At 44.6% G+C, this 23630-nt stretch carries 15 protein-coding genes; 4 read left to right on the forward strand and 11 right to left on the reverse strand.

Going from position 1 to position 23630, the window contains the following annotated elements:
- Window positions 1–2 precede the first annotated feature (2 nt).
- From MHI14_RS17375 to MHI14_RS17390, 4 genes are all read right to left on the reverse strand, one after another.
- Entirely contained in the window at window positions 3–1784 is a 1782-nt protein-coding gene (locus MHI14_RS17375) for a sensor histidine kinase (RefSeq protein WP_341130881.1), read from the reverse strand.
- A 63-nt stretch (window positions 1785–1847) separates the two neighbouring features.
- Window positions 1848–2738, reverse strand: a complete 891-nt coding sequence (locus tag MHI14_RS17380) for a carbohydrate ABC transporter permease (protein WP_127545810.1) — start codon at window positions 2736–2738, stop codon at window positions 1848–1850.
- Between the two features lie 15 nt (window positions 2739–2753).
- Window positions 2754–3659: an ABC transporter permease gene (locus MHI14_RS17385; RefSeq protein ID WP_091030963.1), complete on the reverse strand. Its 906-nt coding sequence runs from the start codon at window positions 3657–3659 to the stop codon at window positions 2754–2756.
- Window positions 3660–3806: 147 nt separating this feature from the next.
- Complete coding sequence (locus MHI14_RS17390) at window positions 3807–7547, reverse strand: alpha-L-arabinofuranosidase C-terminal domain-containing protein (RefSeq protein ID WP_341130882.1); 3741 nt, start codon at window positions 7545–7547, stop codon at window positions 3807–3809.
- A gap of 383 nt (window positions 7548–7930) precedes the next feature.
- On the opposite strand from MHI14_RS17390, the gene MHI14_RS17395 reads away from it, so the two are divergent.
- Window positions 7931–10348: a family 43 glycosylhydrolase gene (locus tag MHI14_RS17395; RefSeq protein WP_289392360.1), complete on the forward strand. Its 2418-nt coding sequence runs from the start codon at window positions 7931–7933 to the stop codon at window positions 10346–10348.
- Window positions 10349–10488: 140 nt separating this feature from the next.
- On the opposite strand, the gene MHI14_RS17400 is transcribed toward MHI14_RS17395, so the two are convergent.
- Complete coding sequence (locus tag MHI14_RS17400) at window positions 10489–11043, reverse strand: helix-turn-helix domain-containing protein (protein ID WP_289392359.1); 555 nt, start codon at window positions 11041–11043, stop codon at window positions 10489–10491.
- A 129-nt stretch (window positions 11044–11172) separates the two neighbouring features.
- On the opposite strand from MHI14_RS17400, the gene MHI14_RS17405 reads away from it, so the two are divergent.
- Window positions 11173–11754 carry a LysE family transporter gene (locus tag MHI14_RS17405; protein ID WP_289392358.1) on the forward strand — a complete coding sequence of 194 codons (582 nt, stop codon included), beginning with the start codon at window positions 11173–11175 and terminating at the stop codon, window positions 11752–11754.
- 52 nt (window positions 11755–11806) lie between these two features.
- Here the strand turns inward: MHI14_RS17405 and MHI14_RS17410 are convergent, their stop codons facing one another.
- Window positions 11807–12784 (reverse strand): MBL fold metallo-hydrolase, encoded by a 978-nt coding sequence (locus MHI14_RS17410; protein WP_289392357.1) that lies wholly within the window; start codon window positions 12782–12784, stop codon window positions 11807–11809.
- A 463-nt stretch (window positions 12785–13247) separates the two neighbouring features.
- On the opposite strand from MHI14_RS17410, the gene MHI14_RS17415 reads away from it, so the two are divergent.
- The gene (locus tag MHI14_RS17415; RefSeq protein ID WP_133384617.1) at window positions 13248–14225 is read left to right on the forward strand and encodes an alpha/beta fold hydrolase; all 978 of its coding nucleotides are present in this window, start codon (window positions 13248–13250) and stop codon (window positions 14223–14225) included.
- A gap of 87 nt (window positions 14226–14312) precedes the next feature.
- Here MHI14_RS17415 and MHI14_RS17420 read toward each other — a convergent pair whose 3' ends face one another.
- From MHI14_RS17420 to MHI14_RS17440, 5 genes are all read right to left on the reverse strand, one after another.
- Window positions 14313–14960 carry a hypothetical protein gene (locus tag MHI14_RS17420; protein WP_341130883.1) on the reverse strand — a complete coding sequence of 216 codons (648 nt, stop codon included), beginning with the start codon at window positions 14958–14960 and terminating at the stop codon, window positions 14313–14315.
- Window positions 14961–15259: 299 nt separating this feature from the next.
- On the reverse strand, window positions 15260–16741 hold the full coding sequence (locus MHI14_RS17425; protein WP_094030642.1) for a DHA2 family efflux MFS transporter permease subunit: 1482 nt from the start codon (window positions 16739–16741) through the stop codon (window positions 15260–15262).
- Window positions 16742–16809: 68 nt separating this feature from the next.
- On the reverse strand, window positions 16810–17397 hold the full coding sequence (locus MHI14_RS17430) for a TetR/AcrR family transcriptional regulator (RefSeq protein WP_036608373.1): 588 nt from the start codon (window positions 17395–17397) through the stop codon (window positions 16810–16812).
- A 262-nt stretch (window positions 17398–17659) separates the two neighbouring features.
- Window positions 17660–20914, reverse strand: coding sequence for a bifunctional cytochrome P450/NADPH--P450 reductase (locus MHI14_RS17435; RefSeq protein ID WP_341130884.1), 3255 nt, complete (start codon window positions 20912–20914; stop codon window positions 17660–17662).
- Window positions 20915–21206: 292 nt separating this feature from the next.
- Window positions 21207–22127 (reverse strand): NAD(P)/FAD-dependent oxidoreductase, encoded by a 921-nt coding sequence (locus tag MHI14_RS17440; protein ID WP_249911801.1) that lies wholly within the window; start codon window positions 22125–22127, stop codon window positions 21207–21209.
- A 462-nt stretch (window positions 22128–22589) separates the two neighbouring features.
- Here MHI14_RS17440 and cyoE point away from each other — a divergent pair, with 462 nt between their 5' ends.
- Window positions 22590–23519: a heme o synthase gene (gene cyoE, locus MHI14_RS17445; RefSeq protein WP_036608378.1), complete on the forward strand. Its 930-nt coding sequence runs from the start codon at window positions 22590–22592 to the stop codon at window positions 23517–23519.
- The last annotated feature ends 111 nt before the right edge of the window (window positions 23520–23630 follow it).

Consider the following 23630-nt stretch of genomic DNA (forward strand, 5'->3'; position numbering starts at 1 on the left):
CGCTACTCCCCTTTCCATGGAATCTTCACTATAATGCACAACCCACCGAGCTCACTTCGCTGCGCTGTAAGACCATAGGCAGCCCCGAATTTGATTCTTAATCGCTGATTCACATTCAAGAGCCCGGTTATCTCTTCGTTTCCATGTTTCCGCTCTATTTCCTCAAAGGCAGATTGCAGGTAATTCAACGTTTCGTCGGTTAACTGATCCCCATCATCCTCAATGCGAATGGACAGTTTGTCCTGATCCTGTTGGTACGAAAGTTGTAGAATTCCTCCCTGGCTACGTTTGGCTAGTGCATGCTCAAACACATTTTCCACGATCGGCTGGATAATAACTCTGGGAATCGAAATCATTTTGTACCTCGCATCCAGATCCTCCAATTCCAATTGAATCCTCGAACCAAACCGGATTTTCTGAATGGATGCATAGACAAGCGCATGGTCAATTTCAGCCCCCAACGACACCTCTGTATGAGAATCCCGAGACATGTACTTGAAATATTGACCCAGATAGTCGGTGAATTCCTGAATGAGCTCCACATTCTCCACCTCAGCCATCTGCTTGATGCTGAACAGACTGTTGTATAAAAAGTGAGGTTGAATCTGGGATTGCAGATGTTTAAGTTCCGCTTCACTTGTTCGAATCCGTGCAACATAATTCTCATCGATCAAAATATGTAAGCGCTCTATCATATGGTTGAATCGAGAGTACAAATAGCCGAATTCATCCCTTCTGGATGAAGGAATATGTACGCTTGTCTGGCCCTGTTCTGCCATCCTGAATCCTCGAATGAGTACCGCTAATGGTTGGTGAATCGATCTGTAGATCGAAAACGAGAAGACAATAATAATCACAACCGACATGAAGGTGACCATCCATAACCATACGTTGTATTGTTCCAGCGGTGCCCTCAGCACATCTTGCGGTATAGTGGCTGTCAGGGTGAACGAGTGATCCTTATCATGTAACGAATAATAGAGATATGGATCAGATTGAAACTTCGTAACTTGCATGGATTCGGACGGTTCAGGCGAAACTGTTCGAATCGGTTTAACAGGTGCTGGCTGCTCTGAAGAAGAGATCACTACATGTTGCTGTTCACCAAAACTCAGTGTAATCTCACTTTCGCCCGTTTCCGACAGCTGCTGCAAACGATGCTTCAATTCTTCAGCAGACAAGCGTATCCCTAATATGAAATTGGGTGGTTCCTCATGATTCATGTTATATGGATTACTTTTCAGGAAATAGAGATCGTTATTGGAATGTGATAATTCGCCATTCAGATTCCCCATCGAGGCGAGCAGATTCTGCCATTCGTTATCCTCCACGTCGCGAATCCCGTCCGCGGCACTGACCCGTTTGTGTAGAGCAGGAACATAGTACACCACATCACTAATGTAGGGACTTGTCACCATGATCTGAGCCAGCTTATTGTGGATATTGTTCAGACTGGACGTGACTTCATACCTACTCATAATTGCGGCTCGTGTACTTAGTGTGGACATGGTTTCATCAAATGAAAATTCGGTAACCAGCGCACTCATTCGCTCCAATTCGAATTGCAGATGATTATGGTAGAAGTACAATTTGGATTCATGCGCCTTCTCCACCTCCGTCTGCATTTGATTGGAGCTGACTTGCGTAATCATAATGCTTATCCCATACAAGGGCAGAATGACCAGTACAAAAGCAATCATCAGTTTGACAACAATGGATGATTCTCTCCATCTCCCCCGGATGAATCGCAATGTTTCCCTCCTCCTCTCCTCACGCTCTCTCATCAATAGCAAAAAAAGGAGCCAGAAATCGGCTCCTTCCATCCATCGGTTTTCCTCCTATCGATCTTATCCCTTTACACTTCCGACAACAAGCCCATGAACGAAATACCGCTGCAGGAACGGATACACGAGTAGAATCGGAATAACGGACAAAAAGATCTGGGAAGCTTGAGTGGTTCTATCCGACACCTGACTTAAGAGCGTCGCATCCTCCAGCGTCATCATCTCGCTCTGAATCATCGTCACCTGCTGTAACATGGACTGAAGATACGTAGCGAGTGGGTAGCCTTCCGGACTCTTCATATAGATCATGCCATCAAACCAGGCGTTCCAGTGTCCGACCATGGCGAACAACGTAATGGTTGCAATACTGGGAAGTGAAATAGGAAGATAGATGCTGCATAGGGTGCGGAAATGTCCTGCCCCATCCATCCAGGAGGCCTCTTCAAGTTCCTTCGGCAATCCCCGGAAGAAATTAAGCATTAGAAGTACATTAAAGATCGGAACAGCGCCCGGCAGAATCAGAGCCCAGATGGAATCCAACAACCCCGCTTCCTTAACCACCAGGTAACCCGGGATCAATCCTCCACTGAATAACATGGTGAATACGAATATCCAGGCATAGAACGTTCTTGAACGGAATTTGGCAGCCTCTTTGGAGAGCGGATAAGCTACCAGAATCGTGAAGATCAGATTGGTCGTAACTCCTAGTACGACACGAAGAAGGCTAGTGCCGAACGAGTTCAGGAATTGCTGATTTTCCAGAATGTATTGATAGGAGGACAACGTGAAATCCACAGGCCAGAATGTGACACTGCCCGCTTTGACCGCATCACTCGAACTAAATGAAATCGCTAATATATTCACAATCGGGAACAGGCATAACAAGGCAAGAATCGTCAGGATGACGTAGTTAAACCCTAGGAACCACCGATAGGCTCTTGAAGCATGGTGCATGATTCTGCCTCCTTTCTAGAATATCCGATAATTCGCGAACCGATAGGCCAAGAAATAACCAAGTCCGATAAATATGAAGGACACGACAGATTTGATCAGACCCAACGCTGTCGAGACGGAATACTGTGCATCTTGCAATCCGATCCGGTAGATCATCGTATCCAGAATATCACCTGATTGATATACCAATGGATTATAGAGGTTGAACACTTGGTCAAAGCCACCATTAAGTACGTTTCCCAGACTAAGCGTTACCATCAAAATTACGATCGGGCGAATGCCTGGCAGTGTAATATGCCATGTCTGTTTCCATCTTCCCGCACCATCCATAACAGAGGCCTCATACAGAGATTTATCAATATTCGTGAGGGCAGCCAGATAGATAATGGTCCCGAATCCGAATTCTTTCCATTGGTCTGTAATGACAAGTATGTAAGGGAACCACTCATTACTGGCCAGGAATTGAATTGGGTCAATGCCCACGGCTTTCAACAACATATTAACGATCCCGGTGCTCGGAGATAACACATCTACGATGATTCCCGCCAGAATAACCCAGGAGAAAAAGTGAGGCATATAGATTACCGTCTGAATCGTTCGCTTAAATCCTGTCTTGCGAACCTCGTTGAGCAATAAGGCTACAAGCACCGGGATCACCAAGCCGGACACAATTTTCATCGTTGATATAAATACCGTATTCCATACAACCTGCGAGAACCCCGGCAGATCGAACAGATACCTGAAATTGTCCAAACCCACCCAATTCATATTTTTGAATCCGGCAATGGGAGAGAAATTCTGAAAGGCAATAGAGAGCCCCGCCATCGGAATGTAACCGAATACAATAATAATGAGCAGTCCAGGCAGAATCATGAGATGAAGCGGAACGTTTCGGATAAATTGTTTGTAGTTGGAACGCATAGCTGACTCCTCCTTCAACGTTAATTATAGGAGCAGCCAGATCACCGCAATAGTGTGGGCTATTTACTTTGGGTATCTTTTGTTGACTCTCTTCCCTGGAACGCCAAAAAACCGCGATAAACGCGGTCTCTTGTTCACGATATGAATTTAATTCAGAATATCCATAACTAATACATTCACTGAATGAGCTGTTAAGTTAACGACCACCGATGTCTCGGACAGTGTGATCTCCTGTTCTTGGGGAACCACTTTCTCATCATTCTTCTGATTCACATTCGGAATATCCACCAAATGATCTTCTCCAGTAAGTGTGATCAGTCTGGCTGAAGCATCAACCTTCAGATCCTGAAGGCAAATCCGGGTTGATTTATCTACACCATCTGCATTGACCAGTTTCACATACACATGACGTTCATCTTTCGTAACAGAGTGGAATACTTCCCGGTTGTAAGCTTCCAGCTTGTAATCCAGAACCTTGCTGATATTACGTCCGTCTGTATAGGAACAAATCAGATTTTTCCCTGTATCCCCACCATAGTTAACCGTGATTGTATAGTCGGTCCCATTCTCGAGTGGTTCATAATTGGCCGCTCTCAGGTTACCTGCTGCCGAGCTGGATGAATAGTCTCCTAGTGTATAACCCTCAATCCCTTGTTTGTACACCTTCACGCCTGTTGCGTTCCCGCCGTAACTGATTGCGTACTCGATGACATCCTTGTTCTCCGGCGAGATATCCGTCAGTCCCACACCGATGTAAAAACCATCCTCACCCGAGATTCTTTCAGCCTCAACATGCACCTTGTAGTTGGACCATTCGTCATTCAGCAGGTACAATCCATTTAATCCACTTGCTTGTGCGTTCAAGATGAGTCCTTTTCCTGCGGTTAACGTATATCCTTCCGATCCTGGAATCTGTCTCCATGCCTCACTAGGCTCTGTACGTTCCCTGAAATCTTCATCTAGCAGTATGGTGCCATCCACATTGGACGTGACCGTGACTCGTTTCACCACGATGTCTGCATGACCTGTTGCAATCTCGATGCCCCCACGAGGAATAAGATTCAGCGGTTTGCCTTTGCTATAGGTGGAGAATGAAGTCTCAAGCACCTGATCCCCTACATATTTTGCAAAAAGCTGCTGTACATAATAATTCGGTGTATACCATACCGTTTCATCATCAAACCAGATGCAGTCTGGCGTCCAGCGGTAAGTACCGTCCGTTAGTACTTTGTTGAACAATGGCGCATAGGCAGCCAAACGAACAACGTCCGCGTTTTTTTCAAATCCAGTCATGATCGCAGCTTCCGCAACCGCACCTGCCAGCGTGTTTTTGTCCGTGGAAGCATATTCTCCCACAAATACTTTGGATGTTTCTTTCCAATCGATACTTCCGTCTTCATGAAAGGCCCGGTCATAGTAGTTGTACCGATCTACGTTATTCAGCAGATATTCATTGGATCGATAATAGTGCTCATCCGCGATGGTATCCATGTAATTCTCCTGGTTCTCATACCAGGTTACGGTCTCTTCAATCACCTCAGTACCATCTGCAAAAGCAACCTGAGCTGATCCGGTCAGATTTCCGCTGAGGAATTTCCATCCTTCCTGGTAAGCATCATCATCCGCTTGGGCACCAACCGTCGAGATAATGTGCAGCTCATGATCAGGATAATTCCGTTTCATGTACTCATCTATCGAACGTTTGAATACTTCGAAGTTGGCAAAAAATTCAGTGCCCCAGTTCTCATTGCCTACGCCCAGATAACGAAGATCAAACGGTTCAGGATGGCCCATCTGGCTTCGTACCGCTGCCCATTCGTTGTGTTCAAAGTCTGTACTGAGCGCAAAGTCGATCAGGTCTGTAAAGTTCCGGATATAATAATCCCTTAAAGCGCCACCCGCAGGGTGAGCATAATCCGAGCGTGCCTGACACAACACACCGCAAGCCATGACTGGAACTGGAGCGGCATTCAGATCTTCCGCCAGTTGGAAGTACTCCATATAACCGAGGCCCATCGTCATCATGTAACCCCAGACATTATAATTTTCTTTGCGGAGCTCAACCGGACCCACAGAATCCTTCCAGTCATATACGTTATCCCAGATAAATGACCCCTCCGAGATACATCCTCCCGGAAAACGCAAGAACTTCGGATGCAGATCTGCGAGTGCCTGGATTAGATCTTTTCTCAATCGATAGTTCGGATTACCTGTGTAGTTGGCATGTGCTGTAGACGATATTCCTTCTTCTGCCGGATCAGCTCCCCATACATTCTGAGGGACTAAGGACACCATATCGATGGAGATGTCACCTGCAAACGTAAGTGCCAGTTGACCAAGTACAGTCTCCGTTCCGATCAGAGACAAACCGTATTTCTTCCATGTGTTCCCGCCTTCAACATGCAGCGTTACCGAATCACTGATGGAAGTGTCACTTCCATCCTGCAATTGAGTAGTGATCGTTCCTGCCAATTCTGCTTTTGCCCATACGGTAAAGTTATATGATTCACCCTGCTTGATGGACATGGCACAATGCTGGTTGGAGTCTGAGAATCCACGATTTCGAATCGTTGCCCCATCCTGAACCGTGACATAATAAGCATTTACTTCAGGGTCTTCCACATTAAAGTGAACATTCAGTCCATTCGTATGCTGCACGAGCATTTTCTCCGTATCGCCTGACCAGGCAAACAAAGGTTCACGATTTCGACCTGTCGAACAACCACATTCTCCAGAGTCATGCGAGTATGTATCAAATGCAAAAGATTCAAATGATCGATTCTGAACAAGCTCTGCATAGATTCCGCCATCTGCCGCGTTGTTAATATCCTCATAGAAAAGCCCATACATGACTTCACTGATATCAGCCACCTTCTGATCTCCATGGATGGTGACGGTATAGGGAGCGACATGTGCTGGCACAACAGACACGTCAAAGCTTTGGCTCAGCTTACGATCACCTCTGTTCAGAAGCGCACGGAGCGTAACCTCTTGTGCTGATGTGATCACCTGAACTTCTCCGCTCTCGGATAAGACTTCCGGCTTACTGGAGCTCCATTCAACAGACACTTTACCACCCAGCAAGTCTGCGGGTAATGATACATCCTTGGTGATGATTCGGTTGGGGAAGGACAAGTACTTGTCCGCCGCAAGCTTCACAATCGCTTCATCTGTCAGTGACTCACACATCACTTCAATGACTTCATCCATGGTGAGCGCTGACCCATAGATCCGAAAGTCGGATAACGAACCTGCAAAATCCACATCCGCTGCATACTGGGAACGTCCAATATAATTCTGGCTATAATTTTCGGGATCGGTGAAAGAATCAAACCATTCGCGCAATTTGGCATAATTGCCACTGGATGTCTGACTGATCGAGCCGTCTGCGGCCTTCTCCCCATTCACATATACAATTGGACCCGCACTGCTCAACGTTCCCCCTTGGCTGCCTGCTACGGAGAGTGCAATATGCAACCATTCTCCGCTTGCAACTCCTCGACTTGGGTGGACAACCAGATTATCTCCGGCGTATAACGTACCCAGAAGCTGACGTGTCAAAAATAAATATGGTCCCTTCTCCCCTTTGCCAAAGTCAAAAATGCGCTCCCACACATTGGACCCCTTGCCCAGAAACACCCAAGTGGCAATCGTAACTCCTGTGTTATCGCTTACATCTCGAAGCAGATTGGAAGGTAATTGCAGATAAGAGGTTCCATTCGCTCCCCCGTTGAAAGTCACCGCCGTTCTACCTTTCAACTCGGATACCACAGGTAGGATCTCACCTTTGGCTATACCATCATGTCCCTTACCGGAGCTGTCCTTCCCGATCTGAACGGCATCTTCGAACGTGTATTGTGCGATTAATTGATTTTGATATGTGCTCATGTTCTTACCTCCTATGTAGTTGGGAATTGTCGGTTCACATTTTAATTCGTATTAATATAAAATGATTGATAAATAGTTAAACACATTTCTTAAACGTAATAATATCGCATCATCGATCCCCATTTCAATCCTAAATTTGAGAAAACAACTGGTTTATTTGAATGTAATGACCTTTATCGGCTCTTTCCGTCTCTTATTTATTTTTCATTTTACTGTTAGAAACATTAGATTTATGGTTTACAAACATATAAATCAATTGATAATATAACAAATGAAAGCGCTTGATATGACGAAATACTCAAAGGAGGTCTGCCGAACCTTATATCGTGTGTTGCCAAGTATCGGTTGATTTTTCATTCCGGGGAATAGGAAAGGGGAAACGTATGAAACGTTATTGGGTTCGCGTACTTAACATTTCTGTACTAAGCACCACTTTACTTACTGCAACAACTTTGGCACCGGTCTCGGTGTTCGCAAATGGTTCAGGGGCAACCGTGGGTAACTCGCAGACTTCCACCACACCTCTCGCAAATCCTGCTCCAACATTTAAAAATGTTTCTGTGCATGACCCTTCCGTCATTAAGGTGGATGATACGTTTTATATTTTTGGTTCACACCTGCAAGTAGCTAAGTCCAAAGACTTTCTGAACTGGGATCTGGTCGCCTCCGGTGTTACGGATAACAACCCTGTTGTCCCCAATGTAACCCAGGAATTCGCTGAAGCGCTGGAATGGGCGCAGACGGATACGTTATGGGCAGCAGATGTCATTCAGCTCGCGGACGGCAAATTTTATATGTACTACAATGCTTGTAAAGGGGACTCCCCGCGATCAGCGCTCGGCATTGCTGTCGCAGACAATATCGAAGGCCCTTATAAGGATCAAGGCATTCTGTTGAAATCCGGCATGTGGGATCAGATCAGTGAAGATGGTACCATTTACGATGCAACGATTCATCCCAATGTGGTTGATCCGGATGTCTTCTATGATAAAAACGGCAAGTTATGGATGGTGTATGGCTCGTATTCCGGAGGGATTTTCATTCTGGAGATGGACGCGACGACAGGCAAACCACTGCCAAATCAAGGTTATGGCAAAAAGCTGACCGGAGGCAATCATAGTCGTATTGAAGCCCCTTACATGCTCTATAGTCCGGAAACCGATTATTATTATCTATACCTGTCTTACGGTGGACTAGGTGCTGACGGAGGATACAACATCCGTGTTGCTCGCTCCCAAACACCGGATGGACCTTTCCTAGATGCGGAAGGAAACGATATGATCAACGTTAAAGCGGACAAGGATAAACCGTTGTTTGACGATCGTTCTATTGAGCCTTTTGGAGTCAAATTAATGGGGAACTTCCTGTTTGAGAGACAGATCGGTGATCCGGGCACAGGCCTAGGTAGCGGGTATGTATCGCCAGGACACAACTCTGCTTATGTTGATCCGGAGACTGGCAAACAATTTCTCATCTTCCATACTCGCTTTCCAGGGCGTGGCGAAGAGCATGAAGTTCGCGTACACGAGATGCATATGAATGCAGATGGTTGGCCCGTTGTTTCTCCGTATCGCTATGCGGCCTTGGGAGAAGATACAACGCAACTGACAACTCAGGAGATCGCTGGTCAGTACCAATGGGTGAATCATGGTAAGGACATCACGGCGGACATCAAGCCATCCCAGACCGTACAGTTCACAGCAGATGGGCAGATTCATGGTGCCGTGACAGGAACATGGAGTCTTGGTGCAGACAACAAGGTTCAGATCACTTCGAATAACATTGTGTACAAAGGCACTTTCACACATGAATGGAATTCGGAATCTCAAAGTACGGTTCTGACCTTTAGCGCCCTCTCCTCCTCCGGGATAGCCATCTGGGGAAGTCAAGGTGTTGAACGGAGTGATCAGGACATTGTAGATGCGGTGAAAAAGGACCTGAGCATTAGCAATACGGATCAAGTGTTCTTTAATCTGTCTCTGCCTACCAAGGGAACAAGTGATGCAGACATTACGTGGAAAAGCTCCAATGCTTCGGCTCTATCCACTACAGGTGTAGTGCAGCGACCACGCGCTGGTAAGGGCGATGCCAAAGTGAAATTAACCGCAACGATTCATAAAGGAACTGCGGAAAGCTCCAAAACGTTTAATGTTATCATTCCACAGCAAGCGGTAAGCCCATTGCTCGGGGAGTATACTTTTGAACACAAGAAAATTGGCAAAGTCGCACAGGATTACAGCAAAAACGAATATCACGGACAAGCCTTTAACGTGGTCAGTTCTGCTGCAAGTGGCAAAAATCAGGCTGCTGCATTCAATGGGACAGACAGTTACATCCAGTTACCTGGACTCATTACAGATACAACGGATTTCACGTTTAGCGCCTGGGTCAATTGGGACGGCGGCGGGTCTTGGCAACGTATTTTCGACTTTGGAAATGGCTTGACGAGGCATATGTTCCTTACTCCCTCCCAACATAATGGGGCATTGCAATTCACCATTCATAATGAGGGACGGGATCAGAGCCTGATTGCAGCCAATCCACTGCCTTCCAAAGAGTGGGTTCATGTGGCTGTAACCCTTCAGGGTGATGTGGGTACTCTATATGTGAATGGTACATCGGTTGCTAGCAGCTCTGAGATTACTTTTAACCCGAAAGATCTACATGTAACGGAAGCTTATGTGGGCAAGAGTCGTTATACGGCTGATCCGTTCTACAAAGGCAGCTTGGATAACGTAAGAGTGTATGATAAAGCATTAACAGCCAAGGAAATCCAGCGTCAGGCCAAAGAAAAGCCTTAACTTAGAGTCCACTATCACAAGCGGTTGGTCTCCATAGTGCACACATCAATAAAGCAGCCAATGTTTTGAACTGAACCCTTTGTTATACATGACTAACAAGGGAGTTGCAGTTCGTTACATCAGGCTGCTTTGTTGTCACTTCACTTCGAATAATGAATAACCATGCTTAACTTGATAGCCGAAGCTCCGGGATTAATATAGGCATGGGGCTTGTCTGCTCGGAAACGGATCGACTCCCCTGAACTCACCATATATTCTTCCGTCCCCACCCGAATCGTAACTTCACCCTCAAAAACAGTAATAAATTCTTCAGTTCCTTCGATGTGCGATTCAGCACTTAAAGAAGATTCTACATCCATCTCCATCATGTACATTTCAAAGCGACGTCCTTCTTCAATAGGAAAATGCGGATATATTCGAACCCTGCCGTCATCTTCCATCAATACTTGAATATCATCCCCCGTTACAACGGTAGTATCTGACTTCGGCTCGTGGATCAAAGCAGTGAAGGAGGTTTTCAGGCCATTAGCAATCTTCCATACGGTTGCAATGGATGGATTGGATTCACCACGTTCAATCTGACCAAGCATGGTCTTGCTAATGCCAGACATTTCGGCGACCTTGTCCAGACTAAGTTTTCTTTGTTCCCTAAGCTGTTTCAGGTTCTGAGCAAGAATACTATTAATGTTTTTCAAAATCCACCCTCCTCATTTTATAATTATGTTGTGCTATATAACGCACATGTTGTACAATAATAAAGACCGTACGCTATAACGTACATTTCAGGTCATTATATCACACAACTAAGAAAACGTGGAGGAACCATGAACATCATACCTTTAGTGACCTATGCAATCATTGCTTCATTTACACCCGGACCCAACAATATCATTTCCATGACACATGCCAGAAATCAGGGGTTCCGCAAGACCCTTCCGTTTATTAGTGGAGTCGCAGCCGGCTGCCTGCTTATTATGTTTCTGTCCAGTTATTTCAACCTTATTCTTCATCAATATATTCCTAGAATCACACCCGTCTTAAACGTGTTAGGATGTGTGTACATGCTCTATCTGGCGCTCAAAATCATGCGAAGTAAACCTGCAGATGTGCAAGAAAACAAGGTCAATCATTATTCATTTCTATTTGGGTTCACCCTGCAATTCATCAATCCCAAAGTCATTCTGTATGGGCTTACTGCCATATCCGTTTTTGTTCTGCCTCTTGGGCAGTCCCATGTTCAATTAATTGTATTTTCCTTACTGCTCACCTTCATCGGTATTAGTGCCAATATGACCTGGGCGTTCGGTGGCATGTTATTCCAGAGCTTTTTATTAAGATACGAGCGTCCTGTTAATATCGTGATGGGTATGTTGTTAATTTACAGTGCACTATCAATCCTGATGTAAAATCTAATAGAAAAAGCGTCCACTCATTCAATGAGCTGAACGCTTTTATTTTTTATCCTAATTCCGGTCTCCACCATGGATGTGTAGGATAATCCTCCGTATGAAGCACAACCTTCTCGCCGATTTTGGGAGTTGCAATCTTAACGTTCAAAGCATGTGCAGCCTTCGTAATCCGTTCAACTGGTTCATTCCAGGCATGGTAGGCCAGCGTAAATGCTGCCCAATGAATCGGGATAAGCAACTTACCCTCCACATCCAAGTGTGCTTGCACTGTTTCTTCCGGCATCATGTGAATGTTGGACCACCGCTCGTCATATTGCCCACATTCCATCAAGGTGAGGTCAAATGGACCGTATTTACTGCCAATTTCCTTGAAATGAGGACCGTATCCGCTGTCCCCACTAAAGAACACCTTTGTATGTTGTCCAGCGATAACCCACGAACACCACAAGGTAGAATTACGGTCGAATAATCCTCTGCCCGAGAAATGTCTTGCTGGCGTGCAAGCCAATGTTAAACCTTTGAACGATAACTCATCCCACCAGTTGTGCTCGGTAATCTGTTCCGAAGGCACACCCAGTTGAATCAACCGACGACGGACGCCAAGCGGTACGATAAATCGCTTTGTTTTATCCTTTAATCTGCGAATGGAGTCATAATCCAGATGATCATAATGGTCATGCGATATAATGATTGCATCTAGCGTTGGGAAATCCTCCGGTTGAATCGGTAGATTGGTGCTGTAACGTTTGGTACCCACCCAGGATACTGGGGATGGACGATTACCCAGCATCGGATCAAAGAGCAACCTGTGCCCTTCAATCTCAAGCAAAAAAGCCGAATGTCCGAACCATGTAACCTGTGGATTATCCGACGCACTGAAGGTTTCAGCGGGTTCACATATCTCCATTGGCATCGTGCCCGATGGCCTCCGCTCTACATTGCCACGCATGGAATCTCTCAATATGCTGATCAGGGACTTGAAGTTCATGCCTGCTGATGTCGGGAGCTGATTTTCGTATTTTGTCATTATACATACCTTCTGTTCTATATAATCAATCTGTGATTCAATATTTGGATGAGATATATTCAACTATATCAGTTGAACTACACATTAACACTAGAACGTAGAGGACAGAAATAACCTGAAGAAGCGGAGCTAAAAGCTTTCTGGGGAAAGCTGCTTCGTAAGCATAAACTCGCCTTTATCACCAGATTTTCACCGTTATAAAAGTGAATTAAAAAAATCTGGGGATAACAGCGATCGGAAGGTTATTCTGTCATCGGAGTGAGCAGTGTAAATATTCTTTAGTTCAACTTATATCGTAGCTATATATTAATTCATTGGCCGTTGATATTCAATTTTCGGCAGACACGTCCTCCCCGCATGATCGAAAATAAACTGAATTAAGATAGAATTAAGACTCTGTTTTCTCTCGTATAAGATTGAAGTTATATGATAGGGAAAATACATGGAGAGTATGTGATAGAACATGAAGAAATGGCGTAAAAGATTAGTTAAGTTTTTGATATTTGACCTCGCGGTAATTCTGTTGCTTCTGGGTACAGGCGTGATCTACCAACAAGTGGGTTTAAGGCAGGATGCCAAAATACTCGTACCCCCTGGAAAGCTCTACAAAGTCCATGGAGACAATATGCATCTATATACTGGAGGAGAAGGCGATGTAACAGTAGTGCTCGCTTCTGGCTGGGGGACCGCTAATCCCTATGTAGATTATTATCCATTATATGAAAAGCTTGCTCCCAACACAAAATTCGCTGTATATGATCGATTTGGCTATGGATACAGTGATCAAACCGATAAGAAACGTGATGTCGATACCGTAGCTGAAGAATTACACGAGTTGTTGCAGGTATCTGGACAGAAGCCACCTTATGTATTAGTTGGACATTCACTCGGCTCGCTGGAAACCATCCGTTTCGCACAAAAATACCCGGATCTCGTCAAGGGTATCGTCATGATTGATGGCGGAAGCCCCGAATATTATTCGAATGACGATGACTCTTTGGCAGACACAATTGGTGGTTTTGCGAATAAATTACGTATCCAAACGGGACTATTCCGCCTCTCGATGCAATCTGACTTGGTTGTCGAAACTTCAAATGCCAATCGTAATGAACTGAAACTTGTACCCGAAGATCTGAAAAAATTGGATACAACTGCGCTGTTGCACAACTATGGTAATGCTAACACGTTGGATGAATTACGTGAAATAGCTGCCAATGCCAAAGTGGTTGTAGATCACAAGCAAACCTTAGCGTTTCCACTCACCATACTGACGGCTGATTACCTTGGTGCAAGTGAACCCGAATGGGATAAATCACAATTAGAATTCAAATCTTGGTCAGATGATTCAAAACAGGTAACCATTAAAGATACCGATCATTACATCCATCAATATCGACCTGACCTCGTTGCGGATGAAATATTGGCCCTGGTGAAGAAGTAACGTACACTCTGCTAAAGTAAGCTATGTTATATCATGAAAGAAACCCCAAAGGTATCTCTAATATCTTTGGGGTTTTAAGTATGAGATTTATTGTGCTATCGCCAGTCTTGGCCGTTGAGTCCTGAAATCATTGAAAGCTTGTTCGATCTCTGATGAAGTCAACTGATGACGATAAAAGTAGTGCTCCATCGCCTCCATTTCGGTTCGATCCCCATTGTAGATGTTATCAATTCTCCGAATGATCTGGTTAAATAAGCTCTCACGTCTGGATTTCACAGGCTCACACAGCCAAAAGTTCGTTCTTTTTACATCACCTGTCTCGGTCCAGAGCAAATTCTCATATCGGATGACATCCCAGTCCCAATATCCAGCATGAATCTGCTGAAGTTCCGTCGTAAACATATCGTATATCAAGTTGGGAGGAATGTGTCCATAGGTCTTACGGTACTCTTTCAGCTTGAATGCTTCAATCCACTCTGTCAGGGTGTACTCACCTGGTGAATACGCATACAATTTAGGTGCATAAGGATTACTTTGCAATGCTCTAAGTGCTTCACTTTCCATCTCCCCATCCAATCTTGCACGTGAAGCATATACCTTGAGACAATAGTCTTGCAATCTATATACAACCGAGCTATTACTAATAAGCGAAGCCTGTAGAGTGAGATGGCCGTTTTTTTCGTAGTGCAACAGCATCTTTTCAATGTTATTGCCAATGGGATTGATGATGATCATAATGATGTCTCCTTGATTAAAAATAAAATATAAACCGTTTTCGAATTGGTTAAAAATTGTACTAATACATTCTATATTACCCTTTTATATTAGTATGAACATATACAATTTTGCCGGAACATGAAGTATTTGCTCTGAAATTCATTCTTTAAACCGCCGTATTCCGGCTACATTTTTACTCTAAAGGCTGTAACCCGTTTCACGTCAACACCAAAAAAGATATAATAAATAACGCAAAAAAGCGATGCATCCTTATGGTTAAGGACGCATCGCTCTTCATTTTACGTAGTTTACATTAATTAATGCATTGGACCTTGTTGTCCAGCTTGCGCTCCAACTTTGACCCGTTTCACAAAGAGTGAAATGATCAGTCCGATTACGGCAAGAACCAATGCAAAGACAAATGCATTTTGTACACCTGACGTGAAACCAGCCAACTGGTTCTCCGGGGTCTCAGGGTTCGCCACACTGCTCAAGAATCGAGTCTGTCCTGCGCTCAGGATACTTACTGCCACAGCCGTACCAATAGCACCGGAGACTTGTTGCAGTGTATTCATAATCGCAGTGCCGTGAGGGTAGAACTCAGGAGGCAATTGGTTCAAACCGTTCGTTTGTGCAGGCATCATGATCATGGAAATACCAACCATCATGAATACGTGCAATGTAATGATCGTGCCAAGGGAAGTTGTTGCTTCGATGCCTGTATACAGGAACAAAACAACGGATACGATAGCCATCCCGATAATAACAAGCCATTTTGGACCAAACTTGTCGAACAGACGTCCCATGATTGGAGACAAGAATCCATTCAGCAAGCTACCTGGCAACAGGACTAGTCCAGCAGTCAACGCTGTAACCGCCATACCTTGTTGCAAGTACATCGGCAGAATCAACATCGAAGACAGCATCATCATCATAGAGATGAAGATCAGGATCAGACCAATCGTGAACATCGGATATCGGAATGCACGCAGATCCATCATTGGCTGCTTCATTCTTAGCTGACGGATACTGAATAACAGCAAGGACAACACACCAATAACGAGAGTGGCAACAACAACCGGACTAGTCCAGCCTCCGCCAGTTTCCCCGTGTCCCCCTGCGCTACTGAAGCCGTATACGATACCACCAAAACCAAGGGTAGAAAGGATAATGGACAGTACGTCAATTTTGGGCTTGGTCAATTTCGAAATATTCGGCAAGAACAGCAAGCCACATACCAGTGAAATAATGAAGAACGGCAAGGAGATCCAGAAGATCCAGTGCCAGCTCAGATTAGCCAGGATCAGACCGGAGATACTCGGACCGCTTGCTGGTGCAAACATGATAACCAAACCGATCAATCCCATGGCCGCTCCACGTTTTTCAATCGGGAAAATAACCAATATCGTGTTAAACATCAGTGGCAGCAACAGCGCTGTACCTACAGCCTGTAATACCCGTGCCACCAACAGAATTTCGAAGCTAGGTGCAAGCGCAGCAACAAATGTGCCTGCAATGGAGAAAATCAGGGACGTTGTGAACAGCTGTCTAGTTGAAAACCATTGCAACAGCATACCGGATACCGGCACCAGGATTCCCAACACAAGCAGGTAACCTGTGGTTAACCATTGAATCGTTGTAGGTCCAACTTCAAGCAGACCCATAAGTGGTGTCAAAGCCACGTTTAATGCCGTTTCCCCAAACAGACCAATAAAGCCGCTCAGCAGCATTGCGAACAAAATCGGAAATACCTTGTATTGCTTAGTTTCTTGTTGATTCTGTGCAGAATCAGCCTTCATGGAAACCTCCACGATCCCATCCTCCTCAAACGTATCGAACTTTCTTTTTCTCTATCTCTTGGTATAACTTATTGAATCTGTTTGGCGTTCTTCGTCACAACCGACAAATACTCAGCAGCCGTCAGCAGAGGCTGTTTATCCTGATTTGTCAGGCTGATAATCAGTGCTCCCTCCATCAAAGAAATGATCAGAAGTGCCGTCTCCCGCGCCTTCTCTTCACCAACGCCATCCAGAATCAGATGTTTCTTAATGACATCCTGCCAATCTGCAAATACACCCTGACATGCAATACGCAACTGCTGACTAATACACGATGTCTCCACAGCTGCCCAGAAGCTGAATGGCAGAAATCCGGTAAACCCGGCTGCTTCTGTTTCATGAGCCAAATCATGAATAAATCTCTGAATGGCATCCCCCGTATTGTCGTGGGCTGCAAATGTTTTCTCAAATGTCTGCAGGATATGTTCATTGGCTTTTTGAATACACTCGTGCGCGAGCTCTTCCTTGCCATGCGGGAAATAATGATACAACGACCCTTTCGGCGTACTACTCTCTTTGATGATCTGATTCAGACCGGTCGCATGATATCCTTGTGAAAAAAACAGTCTCGCTGCTGTGCTGACAATAGACTCTCTAGCATTAGACTTTTCACTCAACGAAAGCCACTTCCTTCAAATAATTATAACAATCGGTCTATATAATTAAACCCGCTCAGATAAGGACTGTCAATCATTTTTATTTCAAATTTTAATGTAAACGCTAACAGTTCAGAAGTAAGAAAATAAACCGAGCGACGGCTCATGGTCAGATCATCATAACAGCCGCTAATTTGGAGACAAAGCTCCAGATTAAGCGGCTGTTTGTTAGCATGAGTATATTAAGGATTGTATATTAGTAGTTATTGGAGTCATCTCAATCTTAATGTACCTCCTCATGTACAGCTTTAGGCGTTTCACCTGTTCGTTTATTACCTGCCCACACGTCTTGCAGGTAGCGTCCTTCGGCTTGAAGCTGAATGAGCCAGTCTTTTGCTTGCTGCATCGTTGCTCCCTGCACCTCCTGATACGCCTGCTGCAAAGTCTCTTCCACCGCAGGAGCCATCTGGCTTCCATCTCCGCATACGTAGAGTTTTCCTTTGTTCATCAGCATGTGAATTAACTGCTCGGAATCCTCCTCCATTAGATGCTGTACATACGTTTTAGGCTTGCCATCAGCACGAGAAAAAGCTGTGTGTAGCTTAACAATCCCTTCTCGTTCGTATTGCTCAAGCTCCTGACGATAGATGAAATCTGAATCATTCCTGCACCCAAAGAACAAATGCGCCTCACTCAGTGGCAAACCTCTCTGTTTCATGACAGCTCTTGCCTGGAGGAAACCTCTGAACGGTGCAACCCCCGTTCCCGGTCCCACCATGATCATCGGAACGTCAGCCTCTTCCGATAGAATAAATTCGGATTCAGGTGTGCGTACAAACATCAGTATACGTTCTCCGGATGGGCAACCGGCGAGATACGATGAAGCAACTCCATGGTATTCGCCCCTGCCACTCCATGCAGGCTCTTTTACTACCGATACGGTTATGCTCGCTTGCCCGGAATTCAGGCTTGGCGAGCTGGATATTGAATAGTATCTGGGCTTAAGCGGAGGCAATAGTTCAAGGAACTTTTCGAAAGGCAACTCACACGCCTCATATTTTTTTAACAGGTCCAACATGGTGATTCGATTGGCAAGAATATAATCCCTGTAGCTGTTTTCGTCCAACATGCCTTCCAGTTCACGCTTATGAGGTGGACATACCGTATGATTAGCTAACTCCTGCAACTGCGCTCTGGTAACAGGTGTCTGCAATTCCACACAGTGAGTGAGCAACTCATGTACCTTGACGGGACGGTTCAGTGGGAGGTGTGTAAGGTGGCTGACGTCCGAAGTTAATTGGATCTGAATATCCCCACGTAGTCCGAACCGACTGAGTATCCGATCCACATTCTGCTTCTGATTGCTAGGCAACACACCGAGATGGTCACCTTCTCTATAACTCATGCCTTCTGGCAGTAATACTTCGATGTGACGCGTGCTTCTTCCACTTCCCGGCGCCTGAAGCTCTTTATTAACTACCACCGTGGCATAGCTGGCATCATAAGTTCGTGCAAGTGGCATATCCGTTTTCTCGTGGACAATCTCCATTTGAAGTCTGCTTGTGCTTGGTAGGGTTGGCTTCACTACTTCCGTGTTGATCCCCAAGACACTCAATATCTGAGGCCACAACGTATGCTGCCACGCTTCAACTTGTTTCTCCATATCACCTCCGGCATCAGCTTCACCGCGGGATAACAGTCTTTTACCTCCCAGTTCTTCAAGCCTCTCATCGATTAATCGCGGAATGCTCTGATACGTCCCGGACCAACTCCGATCTCCACAGCCCAGAACGGCATAGTTCACATCCCGCGCTTCCTCTGACTCCGCTCCCTTCAACCAGTCAACAAATGCCGCTGCATTTTGCGGTGGTTTACCGTTATAGGAAGCAGTGACGATGAGAACTACTCCCTGGCGGGGTATGCGGCCAACCCACTCATTCAGAGTGGCTTCTTCACTTGGAATTCCATACGAACGACCTTTCTCCACAAGCTCTCTGGCAATGCCTTCTGCCGTTCCCAGATTGGAACCATATAACACCAGGAGCGATGAGTTAGTATCTGCTTCAACGGCCAGGGTATCTCCCGTCTGGGTGTCACTTGCTATTTTTTTATGAAAAACAGGAGCAGGTTTCTCGTCTACATATAAAGTAGCCTTATTCATCGTTTGCGAAGCGGCGCGCGCTTTCACCTGGATTCTGAAGTCTCCCGGCTTCAACGTCAGCGTCTGTTTAACATCCAATTCATAATTGCTGTAATCGATCAGCTCAAAATGTTTGAGGACCATACCAAGCACAAGTGTTGCTTCATATAAAGCAAACTGCATGCCGATACACGCTCTCTCCCCATTACCAAAAGGTTTATATGCATGGTGAGGTACTTTCGTCGTATCTTCAAATCGCTCTGGACGGAAAAGTTCCGCATCCTCTCCCCATGCCTCTTTGTCACGGTGAAGCTGAGGCAGAAGAATACTGCAACTTTCCCCTTTCTTCAAGGGATATTTGCCACCTATAACCGTGTCTTCTTTGGCATATACATCAAATCCCGGGGCTGTTGGCCATAGACGTAGTGATTCACTGAGAATCATGCGAATGTATGGAAGCTGAAGAATTTCCTCGTACTGTGGCGAGTCACTGACCAATATCTGATCTACCTCGTCATACGCTTTCTGAAGTGATTCTGGATTTTTCAGTAAAAAATAAAGAGCAAAAGATAACAAGCCGCTCGTCGTTTCATGTCCGGCAATGAGAAACGTAATAATCTGATACCGGATGTTCTCATCATCCAGCATTTCACCAGTCTCCGGATCTTTGCCATTCAGCATACGTGCGAGCAAGTCGACCTCTTCGGGTGCTGAACTCGCTTTACGTTCCTCTATAATCTGATCTACCAGAGAGAACATCGTCTGAATATCCTCCTGGAACTGTCGTTTGGTTTTCACCATAAGCAGATTCTGAATTTTCAAACGTGAACTCTTCTGCATAGCTTCATTTAATGCCCGAACCATGCTTTCAATAAAAGGACTGTGGTCCTGTCTGTAAAAACTGTTAAACCGATAATTGAATCCACATAGTCCAATGGTATCCAACGTAAGGCGTGTCATATCATCCGCAACATCAATCGTATCGTTGGAATTGAGGCGTGCCCATTTGTTGATCAGCTGTTCGGCAATATCAACCATCATGGGATGATAACCTTTCATGGCCTGTTTGCTGAAGGTGGGAAGCAGAATGTTATGGGCCTTTTTCCAGTTGGGCTCCGATGTTCTGCTTGTAAATAAACCATCGCCTCCAAAGGCACGTACATTTTCGAGTTCATTGTATACATATTTGTCAAAACGGGACACATCGCACAACTCAGCGACAAGATCTGGCCCAGATACGATTAAACCGGAATAACCGGGAACCGTAAGTCGATATATTGGTCCATGCTGTTCAGCCAGAACACCTAGCGACAACGTTGGTTTATCTTTATCAATCAAAGGCAGATTGCCAAGTGGTCCATACATTTTGGGCTGTGGAATGTAAGTTGCATCACTCATGATGATCACCTACTAACTGTGCGCCGTGGAGCAAGGTATTCGTTAGCCATATGATGGCTGTTCTGCTTTCATTCATAAGTGATCTCTCCTTTGATGATTTTATAAATGATAGTAATTTGTATCATTTGATAATACAATAAACCAAAATTGATTTAATATCAAATTTTCTTCCGGCTGAATTACTTTCAATTGAACCGTTCAACGTTTAAATTGAATAACAACAAATAGAGGATTGCATATGCAATCCCCTACTGTATGAACCAATGACGTTATGATTCAATGACGTTTTAATTTATTCTAATGATGGCTCATCCCACTTCTCGAAATTCAATTCATTATTAATGCTTACCGCAGACAATGCCCCCAGAGATGCAGCCGTGATTGCCTGATACATCTCGGAAGCTGCATCACCAGCACTGTATACACCTGCTACTGATGTTTTTCCTGAAGCATCAACGATAACCGTTCCCGATTCTGTAATTTCACAACCGATGGCCTTTGGCAGTTCTGATCCGGTAAACAGTTTCGGTTGGAAGAAAACTCCTGTGCATGGAATCGCTGTACCGTCATTTAGTACAACTTGCTGTACCATCCCTTCTTCAGAGTTAATAGATTGAATCGGTGCATCGAATACAGTAACATGATGCTGCTTCAGCTCTTCACGCTGCTCATCAGTTAAGGAATCTGATCCATTCGTACAGATCGTATAACGTTCTGTCCAGCCGGATATGACTTTTGCCATATGTAATGCCTTATCTCCACTAACGATGATGACCAGCGATTGGTCTCTTAACTCCCATCCATCACAATATGGACACACAAACGCACTTTTACCGTAGACCTCTGTTAATCCGTTAATATCCAAGGGAAGGTCTTTCTTACCTACCGCAAACAAAATCTTTTTCGTGTGATAACTTGCCCCCTGTGTAGTCTTAACTACAAAATCACCATCGCTACCTGTTATCGCTGTTGCCGTATCGGATGCAAATTGAACTGAGGGATAAGCTGCAATCTGTTCTTTGGCAGCTTTCCGGAATTCACGTGGACTTGCCCCATCTCTTGTCACAAACCCATGAGTCTCCCTTGTAACCCAGTTACGCGGTGTCTCATCATCAATGACCACAACGTTCTTGCGGGCCCTGCCAAGTACTAGGGCTGCATTTAGCCCCGCTGGTCCTCCACCAATAATAAGTACATCCAAGAGTTGATTCATACTACTCATATTATTCACCCTTTCCAGACATTTAATATCCCTAATAAAGATTTAAATATAACCTCCGCTCTCTCTTAAGAAAGTAATATCGGAGATTTACAAGAACACATTTAAACGCGACTATTAAAGATATCTTATATCCATAATAAACAAAACCTAACCATTTTGCAACATATATCTTTAACTACTTTCTTCAATCCAGCCTGTGTGAGTTGAATAAAAGATTATTTACACTTACACTACAATGACAGAACAAACTTTAAATCACTGTTATACCCTGATTTTTCGATTCTCTCCTTTAACACAGAAATAATTATTTAACAATTAAAAAAAACCTTGTTTTTAAATTGTTCACAATCAAATGACATTATTTTAAATACTAAAACGTTAATTAAATCACATAGTGTATTGAATGGTATAATAGCGACATAATATATAAGTATAGATATAGGAAGTGAGTTCTTGAAAACATTGAACAATGGTTCACAGACCAATATCAGCCTGGAGTATAGCTCGATTCCGAAAGTATTCTTCGATACGATCAAAATCGGAATCATCAAGTCCAACCTGATCGCCATGTTTGCGGGTTTAAGTTTGGCTTTATATGTATTTGATGCTTCAATCTTAGCTAATATTGTACCAATCATCCTTTCCTTTATTGGGTCTTCTCTCATTATTGGAGCTGCAGGGGTGTTTAACAACTTGTATGATCGTGATATTGATGCGATCATGGAACGTACGAAGAAACGTCCTACCGTTACGGGACGCGTAGATACCAAGTCGGGTCTAATTCTCGGTATTGCAATCACCATCATCGGGGGCATCATGTTGTACATCGCTTCCCCATCCGCTGCTGTATTTGGTATTTTGGGTCTGTTGCTGTACGTGTTCCCTTACACAATGTGGACCAAACGTACAACGATCTACAACACGGAAGTGGGAAGTCTTTCGGGTGCTGTGCCTCCGCTCATCGGTTGGGCAGCCATTTCACCGGAACTGGGTCATTTCGAGATCTGGGCATTGGTCGTTACAATGCTCTTATGGCAAATGCCTCACTTCTACGGGATTGCGATTCGTCGTTTTGACGAATACAAAGCTGCTGGTGTTCCCATGCTGCCCGTCGTTAAAGGCATCAGACGGACATACATTCAGACGAATGTGTATCTGGTACTTTTACTGATCTCCAGCTTTTTGTTCTGGCCGATGAGCCCATTTGTCGCTATTGTGGCATTTCTGGTCAGCTTGGCCTGGCTCATTCTTAGTGTGGCTACCTTTGATAAGAAAGAAACAGAGAAATGGTCCAAACGGATGTTTATCTTCTCCATTAACCATATCACTATTATCTTCCTGGTGATCATTGCGTATTCCCTGATTGCTCAAATGATGAGATAAAAATATTCCATCGTTCCACTCGTTATAACGATAAAAAGCCTTACAGACTGTACTCTTTCAAGGAGTCGTCTGTAAGGCTTTTTTGCTTTTTTATTATCTTTTCTAAATTTT

Origin of the sequence: Paenibacillus sp. FSL K6-2393 (assembly GCF_038002545.1) — a bacterium.
GTDB lineage: Bacteria > Bacillota > Bacilli > Paenibacillales > Paenibacillaceae > Paenibacillus.